Here is a 16,586-nt window from a genome sequence, read left to right as displayed (position 1 = left end):
GTGAACCCTTCTAATAACGCATTAACTAAAGAGACAACAGGCAAATCACAATTGCAATTTACACCACCGCTCATGGATAATTAAATTACATTTAGGTCTAATTTTTGCTATAATTATTACAATGTAGCTCCAAAGAAGTTTCTGTATAATCTTCAGGAGGAAGTAAATGTCACAACAAATTGGAAATGAATTTTTTGATGCAGATATGGACATGCACCAACATTACCTTGATATCCTAAATTGCTTACCGGATATTGTTTACTGGGTAGATAAAGATTGTCACCTGAAAGGTTGTAATCAAAATTTTATCAAGTTACTGGGCTTACAAAAAATTGGCGATTTAAAAGGAACTCCCTATGACCAAATGGCAAAACATATGAAATGGTCAGAAAAACGGATTGAAACGTTTAAACTGGATGATATGAAAGTGCTCTTTTCAGGTGAATCTCAGTACGATATAGAAGAAGAACCCGTATACAATAAAGATAAGGAAGCCATTTACTATAAGTCCCGCAGAGTACCATTATTTGACAAGGAAAATAAAGTATGTGGTTTAGTAGTTGTGTTAACTGATATCACCAGACTAAAAAAATTAGAGGCGCATTTACAACAAGTTCATTCCCCAAGGAATACCAAACGCACTCAAAAGAAACGAGTGACTGAACCCAAAATATTAATGGTGGAAGACAATTTCGTTGCTCAAAAAGTTGAAGAGGCATTGCTTAAGGAACTGCGATGCCAGGTTGATATCGCAGACACAGGAGATAAGGCGTTAAACCTTTTCGACCCAGGGAAATACGATATGGTCTTTATGGATATTGGACTTGAAGGCACTTCTGGTTATTTAGTAGCAAAAAAAATTCGCCAAAAGGAACAAAACACCAATTATCATGTACCAATTATTGCCTTAACTTCATACCAGGCCGATGTGGTGAAATACGATGTTGAGGATTATTTTATGGATGGAGTGTTAACTAAACCTTTAACAAGCGAACAAGCAGACCAGCTAATCAAACACTTTATTCATAAAGAAGACATTATGGTTTCAGGCTTAAAATCAGCAAGAGAAAATTAAGATCAACTTGCTTAGCTGACAATATCTGATTTTTAGTTTGTTCGCATGAAACAAAATGAAACATTGCCAACGCCTGGTAAATAGACAAAGTGTTAAATTGGCACACCGGTGCACTGCAGGATTAAAGTACAACCTCGTCAGCGAGGGCTGTATCCTCATAAAAACAAGACACATCCCGCATAATATGTGAGAATAGATTTCAGCCACGCCAAAGATATTTGTAATCGCTGGTTTCTTGGGTATATCTTCCCTTACAATGATTATTGATACTGGAGAATAAAGTGATATGGGATCCTGAACGTTATGTGCTTGGAAACTATATTCAAAATGAAATCAACGAAGAATTTCTAAAAACAATTCACATCGATCTGTCTGGAAATATTTTAGATATTGGTTGTGGAGATGGGCACTATACCAGCTTGTTGGCAAGCAAGATAAAACATGGACAAATTCTGGGAATTGACAGCTCTGCGCAAATGATAAGACATGCCAATCAACAATGGGAACGAAAAGGACTTTCATTTGAAGTTCATAACATTGAGGAATTTCACCAACCGCAATCTTTTGATTTGGCGCTCTCATTTTGGTGTTTACATTGGACTAATATCCATATTTCTTTTCCAAATATTTTTCATCTTCTAAAAAGAGAAGGCAAATTGTATGCTGTCATGTCTTCTTTTTCCGACCACAGCATTTTGCAAACTTGGAAAGAATTGGCCAAACAAAACCTTTATAGGGATTTAACAAAACTATATATCTCTCCAATCAATGAACAGTATTTTTATGGTGTGATTAATCTTCTCAACAGATTGCCTTTTAAACGAATTAAACTTGATTTAAAAACTTGCCGTGTGCATTTGCCGCACATTGATTATTATAAGAATTTACTTCTAACCATGCCTTTCATAAAAAGAGTTCCTTCTGAAATAACAGATACACTGGTTGAGGACATGTTAAAAGCATTTCAAACTATCTGTGACAGGAAATACGATGGTCAATTATATTATGAAACTCGCCCCATATTTTTAGAGGCTATCAAATAACCCAAAGCGTCAGGAGGCAAGACTGTGCGTTTAAAATTTAATATGGCTCCCGGCATGAACATACCTATGGTCATTGCAAGCCAGGATAATTTGAAAGCAAGCCCTACCCCTTTGTTACATTTTATTTCTGAGTATCATGATGAGATAATCCAAAAGCTCAATCAGTATGGAGCAATAGTATTAAGAGGATTTTCCTGTCAAGAAGAGAACTGCTTTTCGAAAGCAATCAAATTATGTGCCTTAGGCACGAGATGTTCGACAAGCGATTATGACTTGCCAAGAACTGTACTGGCAAATGAAATTTACACATCAAGTGACCTGCCGGCTCATATTCCATTACCGCTGCATCACGAAAAACCCCGATCACCAAAGCCACCTAATCACATCTATTTTTGCTGCATCATTGCGCCTCAGGAAGGCGGTGGAACAATCTTTGCCAATGCTGAAGAAATATGGATAGATATGCCCCAAGACATTCAGAACAAGATTCTTGAATACGGTGTCCAATACAAGCAATTTTTTCATGGGCAATCTGTAAAATATGGTGTATTAAGAAAAATCCTGGGAAACCATTGTGCTCGAAGTTGGGTTGATTATTTTGGCACAGAAGACAAAACTCAAATAGAACAAAATTTAACTCAAAAGCAGGTAGTATGGGATTGGATAAATCATGGGAATGATTTGATAATACTAAATTATTTGCCCGGAGCATTAAAGCATCCTCTAACTGATAAAATAGCCTGGTTCAATTCATCAGCTTATTTGAATTATTATTCCAATTTGAATTATGGTGAATTAAAAAAACTGCGTTCATTCAAATATTGGGCAAGCCGGTATCTTATCCTGAAAGATATGCTTCCCATGATCTGTCATTATGGTAATGGCCAGGCGTTTTCTGCAAAAGAAATATCTGAAATTAACCAGGTTATTCAGCGTCATACTCGTGTTTTTCATTGGCAAAAAGGAGATTTCATGATTGTGGATAATTTTACTTTCATGCATGGCAAACAAGCTCATGTTGGAGAGAGATTATTGTATTCATGCATGACGGCTTATTAATGCTGGATTATTTTTATCCGCTCCCTGACAGTCGCTGTTCAGTGTTTGAACCATAATTCGAGCCGCGACTTTCAGGGAGAGGATATGGTATCCCCATACAAAATCTTGGCGAAATCTGGCTATACTTAAGGTAAATAGACCTTCCAGGTTAATTTGTTTATACTCAAATTCTCTCTCTGTTATGGTTGTTTTTATTATAACTCTTTGCCAGACAAATAATTTTTGTGCGTAGCCAGGCACTTTCAGGAGCATTGTAAGTGGTAAACGTAACTATGAAAAACACATCCAAAGACCTTTTGAATGAACCCATAGCCATCATTGGGATGAACTGTCAATTTCCTGGGATTGATTCTGATATAGAAGATGTTGCTGTCTTTTATGACATGCTGATTAAAGGTCAAACTCCCATCAAAGATGTGCCTGAAAATCGCTGGAATATTGAAGAATACTATAGTGCTGATAGAAAAAAAGCAGATAAAATTATTAGCAAAAAAGGCGGTTTTTTAGACAATACCCATTTATTTGATGCTGCTTATTTTAAAATATCTTCAGCCGAAGCAAAGCAAATAGATCCTCAACAACGCCTTTTTCTCGAAGTGGCTATTCGAGCTTTGAACGATGCCAATATCCCACTAGACTCTTTAAAAGACTCTAACACAGGAGTTTATTGTGGCATTTCCACACACGAATACAGCCAACTGAACTATAAAGACCATATCAAATTTAATGCCTATACGCCCATTGGAATAGCGAACAGTGCTGCCGCTGGCAGGCTCTGCCATTTTTTGAATTTAAAAGGACCGAGCATGGCTGTTGATACAGCATGCTCTTCTTCCTTCACTGCACTCTATCTAGCGGCCACTGCATTGAGAAACCAGCAATGCGATATAGCAATTGTCGGAGGCGTCCATTTGAGTCTCTGCCCTGAAAGTTTTATTGGATTAACCAAAGCCAACATGCTGTCAGCAACAGGTCAATGCAGCAGCTTTGACAGTAAAGCAGACGGCTTTGTCCGTAGCGAAGGTTGCGCAGCAGTTATTGTTAAACGCTTAAGTGACGCCATACGAGACAATAACAAAATCTATGCACTCATCAAAAGCATGGTTATTAATCAAAATGGCGATGGAACAGGCCTCGCAGCCCCTAGTACTAATGCCCAAATTGCCATGCACCAAGCTGCTTTGGAACATGCCCATTTAACTGCAGGTGACATTGATTACATTGAAACCCACGGAACAGGCACAACAGTAGGTGATCCCGTCGAATTTAATGCGATCCAAAGCATTCACCAGGGTTACCACTCACTTGAAAAACCCCTGATAGTAGGAGCACTGAAAAGTAATATAGGCCATACTATTTCATCATCAGGCCTTGCTTCTTTAATTAAAGTACTTTGCTCTTTGCAAAATGAAGCGATTCCCCCCAATTTACATTATTCAAACCCGAACAACTTGATTGATCCTGAAAGTATCCCTGCGCTTCTACCCGTTGAAGCAATTCCTTTTCCCAAACTCAAAAATAAAAAAAGATATATCCAGGTATCTAATTTCAGCTTTACAGGCACGAATGTAAGTGTCATTTTGGAAGAAGCGCCTGAGCTGGAATCACGCGAGTCAAAACAAGACGACAATGAACCAAAATGTTTTGTTGCTTCTGCCAATAGTGAACTCTCATTGAAACGATTGATGTCACGTTACGAGCATTATTTGAAAAACTCCTCTTCCAACTTGAGCGACATATGCCATACCTTGATCAATTGTCGAGACCATTACAAATTTCGCTGCGCCATCATTGTAAACGATAAAAAAGAACTCATTAAAAAAATGGAATCGAAAGACTATGAAATAAGAAAGGTAGTTCTACAAAACAACCCTAGAACGGTATTGAATGATGCCAAAGCCATTTACGAAGCTTATTTATCCGGCATTAATATCAGCACTGATAACAAAAATACCGTTTATAATAAAGTGGATTTACCGCTCTACTGTTTTGACAGAAAACCCTACTGGCATGAAGTCAGAAAACAGGTCAAGAATTATCATTGGTTGGATTCTTTATATCAACAACCAATAGAACAACAAGTTGAAACCATCAAAGCAGAGCTCACCTCTCAAATCAAAGATCTTTTAAAGAAAGACAATATAGATCCACATCAGGATTTGGAAACCCTTGGTCTAACTACACCCTTATTGGAATCCCTGGATCAAATTCTTCAGGATATGCTTTCCCCTCAATATCAAGTGCCTTCTCTCTTGTCTTTACGCTACCTAACCGTAGATAAGCTGGCAAGACATTTACAAAAAATGATCATGCCGCCTGTCGTTTACCGACAACCATCTATTAATGTACTCAATGTTGAACCTATCGCCATTATCGGTATGAGTTGTCGTTTCCCCAAAGCAGCCAATGTGGATGAATTCCTGTCTTTGCTGGAAAAAGGCGAAAGCGGCATGATCGATATCCCCTTAGAGCGCTGGGATAACGAAAAATTCTATGACTCGGATGTTGATGCATTAGGAAAACTGTACATCAAGCAACTGGGCTTCATTGATCATGTCAACCATTTTGACGCGGAGTTTTTCAATATCAGCCCGCGTGAGGCTAAGCTCATGTCACCTCAATTGCGTGTTTTTATGGAAACCAGTTATCACGCACTTGAAGATGCTAATCTTTCTCTTGATGCAGTCAAAGACACTAATACAGGAGTTTTTGTCGGAGTAGGGACTAATGAATATCCCCGAGTTTTAGCTTATCAAGGCGTTACCTTAGAAGATTTGAATATTTATTTTGCGACGGGGAATGTTTTAAATGCGCTGGCCGGCCGTGTAGCCTATTCCTTTGACTTTCATGGTCCAATACAAGCAATAGATACCGCATGCTCATCCTCCATGACGGCCATACATAATGCCTGCCTGAGTCTACAATCCGGTGACTGTAATATGGCTCTTGCTGGCGGTGTGAACGTCATCCTTAGCCCTGACTCTAACATTACTCTTTCAAAAGCCAGAATGCTCTCACCTGACAGCCGCTGCAAAACCTTCAGTGAAGACGCTGATGGCTATGGTCGCAGTGAAGGGTGTGGTGTGGTGGTTTTAAAACGTTTAAGTGATGCCGTTAAAGACAACGATAATATTCTGGCAGTAATCAAAGGCACCTCCATCAATAGCGATGGTAAAAGTGGTGGTTTCACTGTACCTAATGGTGCTGCGCAGGAAGAAGTTATCCTAAGCGCATTGACAAAAGCGAACCTGTCACCTGGTGATATTGATTTTGTCGAAGCCCATGGGACTGGCACACCATTAGCTGATCCTATCGAAGTGAATACGCTGACCAAGATTTTTAGTGAGCATCACAACAAAGAAAACCCGCTTTATATCAGTTCAGTAAAAACCAATATTGGGCACTCGGAAAGCGCATCCGGTGTAGCCAGTGTTATCAAAACCGTTTTAAGCCTAAAAACCAAAACAATATTTAAGCATCTGAACTTTAAAAAGCTTAATCCTGCCATTCAATTAATTAATACAGTAATCCCTCTTGATAAAACCGATTGGGCCAAGAAACAAGGCTTAAGGTGTGCCGGGGTTAGTTCTTTTGGTTTTAGCGGGGCTAATGCCCATGCAATAATACAGGAAGCTCCTGAAGACAAAAAAGAAACACGCGCCCTTCCCGAAGAATCTCTGCTCGTTTTATCAGCAAAAAGTAAAACCTCTCTGGAGTTATTACTGGCCAGTTACCAAAACTATTTATCCAATACCCGGGAAGAATTTGCCGATATCTGCTACACAGCAGCAACTTGTCGTAGTCATTTTATGTATCGTGTAGCAATTAAAGCGCAAAATGCAGCCCAAGCGGCCAATATAATAAAAAACAATGGATACACTATTTGCCATATCACCAAAGAAAAAGAATGGACTCAACAACCGGGCACACTTGCAGAATTGCAAACAGCCTACCTGGATGGATTCCCCATCAACTGGTCTGAATTTTATCGCTCCCTTGGCCATCATTTTGCAAAAGTAAAATTACCCTTATACGAATTTGAACGTATAGAACATTGGTTTGGTGACAAAAACAAGTTGAAAGATGCGCCTCTACCCAAGGACTGGTGTTTTCAAATCCAGTGGCAAAATGAACCATGTGATAAAAGCAATCGAAAGCTGAGAGGAAATAGATGGCTTTTAATTGGCCCCAGACATCTGGCTGATGGTTTCAAAGCTCAAAGCCTGGAAATTATCTACGAAGATGAAGAGTATTCTAGAGACAAACTGGAAGGCATCATTTTTGCCGAAAGTTTGCATCAGGCACCACCTGACATAGAAGCTAATATTGATTTTCAAAAGAAAACCTTAAAAAAGCTGCTGAACTTAATTAAAGAATTTGATAACCAGTCAATTGATTTGCAATTGCTCATTCTTACCAGCAATGGAATTGCTGAACTGGCGAATGACAAACACCCCATCAATATAAGCAATAGCCCTCTTATTGGTTTCTGCAAGACTCTCACTTTAGAGCTGCCACAATTCAAAACCATTCTCATCGATATGGATAAAATCGAAGAGGACAAATACCCGACACAAGTGATAGAAGAAATCAATTATAACCATGGAAGCCGCTATGAACACATAGTAGCTTACCGTGGTGGGGAAAGGCTGGCTTCCCGTTTAAAAAAGACTCCGCTGGAAGATAGGCGGCGATTATTGCATGGAGTGAAAGGACGCTATCTTATTACTGGCGGCTGCGGTGGTTTGGGATTGGTAACTGCCCAATCCTTACTTTCCTCTGGAGCAAGAGAATTAATTCTCACCTCAAGAAATATCGACAAACCAAGGATCAAGGAAGCCATTTATAAAATTAAATCCCATTACCCTGGCGCCAACATCCGAGTTGTCAGTTTAGATATTACTGATAGGGAAAGTTTAAAAAATTTATTATCAGAGCTTAATGCCAATGGTCAGTTAAAAGGCATCATCCATGCCGCTGGTGCTGCGATTAAAGCGCCTGTGCTTGAACATCAGGATGAAGATGTTGATTATTTATTTTCAGCTAAAGTAAAAGGTGGATGGTATTTACATGAACTAAGTCTGGATTGCAACCTGGATTTCTTTGTTGTCTATTCTTCAGTTTCCTCCGTATTTGGAAGCAACAAAGAATCCGTTTATAGTGGAACGAACAGTTTCCTCGATGCCTTGATCGCGGAGCGCCAACGTATGGGGTTACCTGGCACCGCTGTTCAATGGGGGCCTTGGGGTGAAGTAGGAATGGCTCAAAAACGCTCGCGTGATGAAGGACTAAAACAAGCGTTAATCAGTAATGCACAAGGTCATGTAATCATTAAATGCCTCATCAACGACGAATTCAAACACGCCACTATCATATCTCCAGAATACCTCAAATTTATGCTGGATTTTGTACCCAAGCCCCTACCTGGGTTTTATGGACAACTTGATGAGGAGCTTGAAAAAATACCACAACAACATCATCAAAGCCCGGCAAAAAATCTGTCTCCATGGCTTAATCAATATCTGGAAATTAGTGAAGAGGAGCGATTGAAAGCCTGTAAAGCAATGGTATCTGATATTTGCACAGGAATCCTTGAACTGACAGAAAATGAAGACTTAAATGAAGACGAAGGTTTTTTCGAGTTGGGTTTTGACTCGCTCATGATTACTGAATTGGCCAGTGAACTAAAGAAAAAGCTGGAACCATTCCTTAAAGTTACCGTGACCATTGGTTTTAATTATCCATCCATCAGTAAGCTGGCCAAATACATTGAATCAGAACTTGATAAGAACTTGGTCAAGATACAAAGTCCAAAATCAGCTCCCAAGTCGATTGATGACGGTATAGCGATTATAGGCATGAGTTGTTTATTACCTAATGCGCCAGATATCGCTGCCTTTGAAAAACTGTTGGAAGAGGGATTAAGCGGTATCAAAGACATTCCAAATGACCGCTGGGATAATAGCCAATATTACGATCCCGATATGGAAGTGCCTGGTAAATCCTACGTCACTAAACTGGGATTAATCGAAAATATTAAATATTTTGACGCTGCATTTTTTGGTATTAGTCCCCGAGAAGCAAAATTGATGGAACCTCAGCAAAGAGTATTTCTTGAGTGTTGCTACAAAGTATTGGAAAATGCCAACTACCCTTCGGAATCTTTGCGTGGCAGCTTAACAGGCGTATTTGCGGGCGTAGGTCCCAATGAATATTATGCGCAACTGGAAAAATCAGGGTTTTCAAATGAAGAACTCAGCGCTTACTCCATCACGGGTAATGTGCTCAATCTAATCCCAGGCCGAGTAGCCTACACTTTTGATTTTAAAGGCCCATCAATCAGTGTTGACACGGCATGCTCTTCTTCGTTGGTCGCAATCCATTACGCCTGCCAAAGTTTAAAAAACAAGGAAATTGATTATGCTCTTGCGGGTGGTGTGAATATACTACTTATGCCGGAATCTAATGTAACTTTGTGCAAAGCAAAAGCTTTATCACCTGATGGCCAATGCAAAACCTTTGATGAAAAGGCTGATGGATACGTCAGAGGCGAAGGTTGTGGCGTAATATTGCTTAAAAGACTCTCTGATGCCTTGCGGGATAACGATCACATCCTCGCCGTTATTAAAGGCTCAGCCGTAAATAACGATGGTAAAACGGCTGGATTAACCGTGCCTAATGGTAAAAGCCAGGAAGAAGTCATGAAAAAAGCGCTTGGCCAGACTGAATTGTCGAGAACTGACATCAGTTATATTGAGGCTCATGGCACAGGAACTCCGTTAGGGGATCCCATTGAAGTGGATGCAATCAACAAAGTCTACGGTCATCAACGCAACAAAGAGAATCCCTTATACCTGGGTACCGTTAAAACCAATATTGGACATCTTGAAAGCGCATCAGGCGTAGCTGGCGTTATAAAAACCGTTATCAGCCTGCAAAGGAAAACCATTTATAAGAATTTGAATTTTAATAAATTAAATCCCAACATCAAACTGGATGGTACTCAACTTGCTTTAGAAAAAACCAATTGGAATACGAATACAAAACTCAATTACGCAGCGGTCAATGCGTTTGGTTTTAGCGGCACGAATGCACATGTTATCCTTGCGGAGTTTCCTAAAGAAGAAAAACCCAAAACATCAAAACCCTCTCAAAAACACTTGCTGGTTATTTCAGCCCATTCCAAAACGGCTTTAGATAATTTAACTCAGCGATACCAACAGTATTTAGAGACGACTGAACATCATTTTGGTGACATATGCTTTACCGCAGCGACTTGTCGAGAACATTATCATTACCGTTTGGCTTTAACCGCTGAGAATGCGGTTGAAGCGAGTCGTATGCTGGGTGCAGGGCAATTTGCCTTGTCTTATCATGAAAATATTACACTGGACTTACAAAACGACAGAGCGCTTAATTCCCTGTTAATGGATTATCTGCAAGGAAAACCGGTTGATTGGAAATCCTATTATCAATCCCTTAAAGGAGAATTTACAAAAGTTCTGCTGCCTAATTATACCTTTGACCGCAGCGAGTATTGGCTGGATAAAAAAAACAACGATAGCATGGCCACTCATAAAGGTGAGCAACACCCTCTTTTAGGGCAAATGCTTGCCATGCCAGGAAATGAATATCTGTTTCATCAGAAACTGGATTTGGAGAATTTGGCTTATATCAAACAACACAGTGTTTTTGAAAAAGTGATTTTTCCAGCAACAGCCTATATTGAATCGGGTTTAGCAGCAGCAAAATCCATATTTCAATCCAGCGCTTTTCAAATTGAAAAATTCAATATCGAACGTCCTCTACATCCTAAACAAGATCAGGAGTTTCAATTACAAGTCAAACCTAAAATGGATGGACAATACAAAATCAATCTTTTCGCGAAACAAGAGAACGACTGGCAAACTTTCTGTGAAATGGAAATTCATGCCAAGCCGACAGCAGCCCGGGAATCTATCCATATTGACGTGCTTAAATCATCCTTTGGCGATAAAGTAGAGCTGTCGGACATATATGAGCAATTTCAGAAAAGTTCATTATTTTACGGCGATGAATTTCATGTCCTGCAAGAGGGCTATGTTCGGGCGAACAGTGTTCTGGCTAAAGTCACATTGACCAAGGCAAGCCAGGGCCAGGACTATTATTATCATCCTGTTCTGCTTGATGGTGCCATGCAAAGTATCTTGTTATTAAGTATTAAAAATGACGAGAATAAAAATTTTAACACCGAGAATGTTACCTACATACCCTATGCCTTCCTCCGCATGACTGTATTTCAGGAAGCGCCACGAAGCCTATGGGTGCATTTAACTAAACAAAATACTGAAGATGCGAGCGATCTTTGCGTTAACATGAATTTATATGAGCAATCTGGTTTATTAATTGCTCAAATTGCAGGCCTTAAATTGCGAAGGGTAACACGAAGCCATTTTGTTTCCTATGACACTGCTTTAAACCACCTTTATTACACGGAATGGAGCCCCGTCCCTTTGAAAACCATACCCCAACAAAAAATCCCTGACCTCTTGGCCATTACAAAAAATCCTGGCAAAGCTAAAGAAATATTGGATGGCCTTAATTATCAGCTGGTCGAAAGGATCGATGACTGCACAAATATCGAGAACAGGAACATAATATTCTTTTATGAACAAGGACAGTTTCATGATCTTTTTCATTGCTGCCAGATCTTATTTCAATTGCGTCCCAAGCGCTTTATACTGGTTACGGAACATGCTTATGCCATTCAAGACCATGATCAGGTTAATCCTTACCACACAATGGCCTGTTCTTTTTGGAAAAGCTTTAGAAATGAATATGAGCCCAATAAAAATTATGCCATTGATTTAGACTCCAGGAGTCGCTTGGCTACTGCGTTAATGTATTTATTGAATACAGGCACCCATGACACTCAAATAGCAGTCAGAGAATCTCTTTACTTACCCAGGCTAAAGAAAAAGCAATTGGTCAGTAACTCCGCCCCGGGGAGATTAATTGATGGCAATGCCACTTATCTTATTACAGGCGGGACTGGGGGATTAGCCAAACCCTTGATGGAATACCTGATGAGGCGCGGTGCCAGGCACATTGCCATTACCAGCCGCACCCACTATCAGGATGACATTAAGGCATTAATAGATAAGGCCAAACAAAATCAGATTGATATCAAACATTACATGGTTGATGCCGGAAATTATCAGAAAATGGAGCAAGTGATTGGAGAAATACAGCAGAGCCCCAACCGATTGAAAGGCGTATTTCATTTGGCAGGTTTGATACAAGATGGGCTCATCGTCAATTTGAATGATGAAGCAATGCAAAAAGTAATCAGTGCGAAGATGGATGGCGCTTTAATTTTACATCAATTAACCCAAAATATTCCATTAGAATGGTTCGTCATGTTTTCTTCATCCGCTTCCTTATTAGGTGCCAGAGGTCAGGCAAACTATGTCGCAGCTAATGGATTTTTAGATGGTTTAGCTCATTTAAGGCGCCAACAGTGCTTACCAGCAATTTCCATCAACTGGGGACCTTTCCATACCACAGGAATGGCAGCCAATTTGACTCATACTCTACAGCATTATGGTTTTTTACCATTAGATAAAGACAACATTGATATTCTTGATGTGCTCTTGCCTAGTCAATTGCCTCAAATTTCTCCTTGTCCTATGAATTGGGATGTTTACTGCAAACATACACCGAAACAAACGGAATTATCCGCGCTGGTTAAGGCGAAACCACTACCTGATCAGTCTTTTTTGAATGCACTTCGACAACATTCCAAAGAAGAAAGCATCTCAATATTGTCACAAGCATTACGAGAAATTGCAGCGGATGTCCTGGCTTTGGATGACAGCGAACACATTTCGAACCACCACGATTTGTTTTCAATGGGTCTCGATTCACTGATGTCAATGGATATAAGAAATCGCATTTATGACAAATTACAATGCCAAACTCTAAGCTTACCGATTGAATATTTTATTAATACTCCTACCATTAATAAAATCGCCAGACATATTTCTGATGAATTAGACCATGTTTTTTATAATCACTCTGACTACCATCCTACTGAAAATCCGTCAGAAAGAGAAATTGCATTATGTGATTTTCAATATGTATTCTGGGTGCTTAACAAATTGGATTACCACTTTAATATCGGTACACAAATACAATTACACGGCCGAATCAATAAAAATTATGTCCAACGGGCTTTTGAATTTGTTGTGAATCAAAATAGTGTCTTCTGGATCCATTTTAATAAGGATAAACCAACCCAAAAATTGCATAAAGTTGGACAATTTGAATTAATTTACCAGGATATTTCTCTGAATCATGAGACTAAGGCGCTGAATCACGAATTCCAAAACAATATATTGCGCGCTATTCCACTCACCAAACAACCCTTGATTAGAGTGTATTTGTATAAGATTAATAATGACTTACATGAATTACACATCGTAATACCCCATATTATTGTCGATGACGCATCATGCGAAATGGTTTTTTGCCAATTTAAAAACAATTATGAAAAACTAACTCTTGGGAAAGAATTAGTATCCACCCCAGAAAAAGGCTCTTATTTTAATTATGTGAAACAAAATAATAATCACTATCAAAAAAACCTGAAAAATAAAATTGATTTTTGGCAAAGCTATAATAAAGGCTTTAAAATGCTGAGTTTCGACAATAGGTATCATTTATCCGATACCTCAAAACAAACAAAGCACTTATTTCATTACCCTATTGACCCTCAACACGCCGAACAATTTATAAATTGGCATAAAACCCAAAATATCAATGTCAGTACTGGATTGATTGCCGCATGCCAAATTGTTTTCTACAAACTAAGCCGCCAAAATAAAATACCGATCATTTTAATTCACAGTGGTAGAGAAGGTGGGGAATATAAATCAACCCTGGGTTTGTTCTCGGAATATAAAAGGATAAATCTTACCTTAAATGAGAATAGCCAATTTATTGATTGTATTCATTCAATTGAAGAGCAACTCTTAAAAACAGCTCCCTATCAAAAATGTTCCCATCTCATCAAAGACAGTGGCTTAAAAGGTTCGAGCTTATCCTTTGGTCAATATTTGACTTTGGCGTTAAATAAAATGTTTATGCTGAAACACTTTAAAGAAAGTAAGCTCCATTCGATTATCATTGACTATTACCTGAAATATTTAAGTCGCCTGGTATCCTTCAAAAAAAACATTTCAATGAAACAACGACTTAATCAACTATTTAAATTGGATATGTCATTGCAAAAACCAGAAAGATTAAGAGTTCTCGTTAGCGTAACCCCCAGCTTTTTTACCAAAGAACGCCCTGATATGAGTTTTGCTAATCTTGATTACAGCTATCCTAATCATTTTGGATGTATGGATAGGCCGATAGGAAATCGAACGCTTTGGATTTATTTCTCCAAAAATCAGGATGGTGAATATCAACTTTCCATTAATGCGCCATTAACAATAGAATGTAAAAATAAAATTGGAAGCGGTCTTAGCCAGTTTATTACAACTTTTGTAGAGAATAATAATTGTAATATTGCTGAATTAATTCAAGCAATGGAGGATTCCTCCATTGCTTCCTGATTTTACTGAGCCTGGTTAACCGTAGTATTATTATTTTTTATTTGTTTAGGGTTTGATGATGAAGGCTGAGTTGAAACTTTGGGTACCACAATATCCGTTCCAAATTTGCCTTTTATCTTGACCTCACCTGGCTGCAATACAGCAGATTGGCCATTGGCTCTACGACAACGCTGGGTATGACATTTCATCTTACAAACTCCCTGAACACATCCATAACACCCCCAGTTATCCCAGCAGCAAGCCCAATTGCCTTCAATTGTTGAGGTAAAAGTTCCTCCTGCCAACTGACACACATCTTTCATTTCTGCATTCGTTGCACCCGTATTTGGTGCGGCATAGGCATTGATTGATAAAAGACTAAAAAGAAAGAGGAAAAACACCCCTGCCATCCTTAAAGCGTTCATGATTCACCTCCTTGGAATCGTACTGTCTGGACTTACGGAAAACCCCAATTTCTTTGTTAAAAAATGTTTTTAATTCGGTCACTTAGCTTATCTAAGCTCCTTCATTAAAAAATTTTTTGCCTTGACCTTGTTTTTTTCGTAAGCCCTGACTATTTAATTATGGCAAAACCTCAGGATTGTTCAAGTTTAAAACATAAAGGTTTAAAACATAAAGGATGCGTTGAAACACCGAAATGCAACCTCATCAGTTTATTTCATTTTTTCTATGCCAAACACTGAATAGAATACAAAAAACCAGAGTTGCCATAACAATACCTAAAGCAATGAAAATCGGTATCTTGAACCAAGGTGCGATAAGCATCTTAAAACCCACAAATACTAAAATAAAGGCGAGTCCGTATTTGAGAAAATAAAATCGTTTGTGCATATTCACAAGCAGAAAATATAAAGCGCGTAATCCCAATATTGCGAATATATTAGAAGTAAATACAATAAAAGGATCATTGGTTATAGCAAAAATCGCTGGAATGCTATCCACGGCAAAAATCAGATCACTCACTTCAATAAGAATAAGCACCATAAAAAGAGGGGTTACATAGACAAGTTGATTTCTCTTGAGAAAAAATTGTTCACCATGTAATTCCTCGGTAATTCGCAAATGGTTTCGCATCCATTGTAGTATGGGGTTTTTTGCAAGCTCTGGTTTCTTATCAGCAAAAATGAACATCTTGACTCCTGTTATCATCAGGAATAATCCAAAAATATATAGAATCCAATGAAATTGATTCACTATCCATATTCCCAATAAAATAAGAATCAGGCGCATAACGATAGCCCCAATCACACCATAGATTAGAACCCGATGTTGGTATTTTGCCGGTATTGCAAAGTAGTCAAAGAGAATAAGAAAAACAAAAATATTATCAAATGATAAAGACTTCTCTATCAGATAACCCGTAAAAAATTCAAGGGCTTTTTCATTCGCTACAGAGAGAGTGAAATTCTGAATAAGATACCACCATAGAAGAAAATTGAAAATAATAGCTAAAGTGAACCACAATATGCTCCAGGATAAAGCTTCTTTCGTGGAAACACGGTGAGCTTTTCTCCCCCCAAACACAAACAAATCAACAAACAGCATAATGAGCACAAATGCTAAAAAGCCTAACCACATCCACCATTCACTGATTGAAGTCATTAATTTCTACCATGCCTTTTCTATGGTTTTTATATTACATCGATATGTTTTCATTATAGCCATAGTATTAGAAATTATGAGCTTCATAAAAATATTTATATTCATCTGTGGTGGGTGAGAACAGCAGCACACTGGTTATACCAGGACTTGTTTTATAGTTTTTGGACTCATGCAAGGATTTGCATCTAGCGGCGTAGGCCGCTAAGA

The 16,586-nt window shown here is 38.7% G+C and carries 7 protein-coding genes; 4 read left to right on the top strand and 3 right to left on the bottom strand.

Translation table 11 applies throughout. From position 1 onward, the window contains the following. Positions 1–166 precede the first annotated feature (166 nt). The 3 genes from OQI99_RS01580 to OQI99_RS01570 all read left to right on the top strand — a co-directional run bounded on the left by OQI99_RS01580 (position 167) and on the right by OQI99_RS01570 (position 3,177). The gene (locus OQI99_RS01580) at positions 167–1,075 is read left to right on the top strand and encodes a response regulator (RefSeq protein ID WP_265731181.1); all 909 of its coding nucleotides are present in this window, start codon (positions 167–169) and stop codon (positions 1,073–1,075) included. A 281-nt stretch (positions 1,076–1,356) separates the two neighbouring features. Beyond that, a complete protein-coding gene (locus tag OQI99_RS01575) occupies positions 1,357–2,118 on the top strand; it encodes a class I SAM-dependent methyltransferase (protein WP_061512771.1) in 762 nt (253 codons plus the stop codon). Between the two features lie 24 nt (positions 2,119–2,142). Beyond that, positions 2,143–3,177, top strand: coding sequence for a TauD/TfdA family dioxygenase (locus OQI99_RS01570; protein WP_061512770.1), 1,035 nt, complete (start codon positions 2,143–2,145; stop codon positions 3,175–3,177). On the opposite strand, the gene OQI99_RS01565 is transcribed toward OQI99_RS01570, so the two are convergent. Further along, positions 3,157–3,429, bottom strand: coding sequence for a hypothetical protein (locus OQI99_RS01565; protein ID WP_061512769.1), 273 nt, complete (start codon positions 3,427–3,429; stop codon positions 3,157–3,159). The two genes, OQI99_RS01570 and OQI99_RS01565, sit on opposite strands and share 21 nt — an antisense overlap. 5 nt (positions 3,430–3,434) lie before the next feature. Between OQI99_RS01565 and OQI99_RS01560 the strand changes: the two genes are divergently transcribed. Continuing rightward, positions 3,435–14,777 (top strand): SDR family NAD(P)-dependent oxidoreductase, encoded by an 11,343-nt coding sequence (locus OQI99_RS01560; protein ID WP_265731180.1) that lies wholly within the window; start codon positions 3,435–3,437, stop codon positions 14,775–14,777. Between the two features lie 2 nt (positions 14,778–14,779). On the opposite strand, the gene OQI99_RS01555 is transcribed toward OQI99_RS01560, so the two are convergent. Together OQI99_RS01555 and OQI99_RS01550 are read right to left on the bottom strand one after the other, a co-directional pair. Beyond that, positions 14,780–15,181: an acetyltransferase gene (locus OQI99_RS01555; protein WP_265731179.1), complete on the bottom strand. Its 402-nt coding sequence runs from the start codon at positions 15,179–15,181 to the stop codon at positions 14,780–14,782. 244 nt (positions 15,182–15,425) lie between these two features. Continuing rightward, on the bottom strand, positions 15,426–16,379 hold the full coding sequence (locus OQI99_RS01550; protein ID WP_061512766.1) for a TerC family protein: 954 nt from the start codon (positions 16,377–16,379) through the stop codon (positions 15,426–15,428). Between the last annotated feature and the right edge of the window lie 207 nt (positions 16,380–16,586).

Origin of the sequence: Legionella sp. PATHC039 (assembly GCF_026191275.1) — a bacterium.
GTDB lineage: Bacteria > Pseudomonadota > Gammaproteobacteria > Legionellales > Legionellaceae > Legionella > Legionella pneumophila.
The sequence above is the reverse complement of the archived record's forward strand: the minus strand, read 5'-3'. Positions and strand labels throughout refer to the sequence as shown.

Bases quoted from the DNA above. Each gene is read 5' to 3' on its own strand.
- OQI99_RS01580 (WP_265731181.1), top strand. From the start codon at position 167: ATGTCACAACAAATTGGAAATGAATTTTTTGATGCAGATATGGACATG.
- OQI99_RS01565 (WP_061512769.1), bottom strand. From the start codon at position 3,429: ATGCTCCTGAAAGTGCCTGGCTACGCACAAAAATTATTTGTCTGGCAA.
- OQI99_RS01555 (WP_265731179.1), bottom strand. From the start codon at position 15,181: ATGAACGCTTTAAGGATGGCAGGGGTGTTTTTCCTCTTTCTTTTTAGT.
- OQI99_RS01550 (WP_061512766.1), bottom strand. From the start codon at position 16,379: ATGACTTCAATCAGTGAATGGTGGATGTGGTTAGGCTTTTTAGCATTT.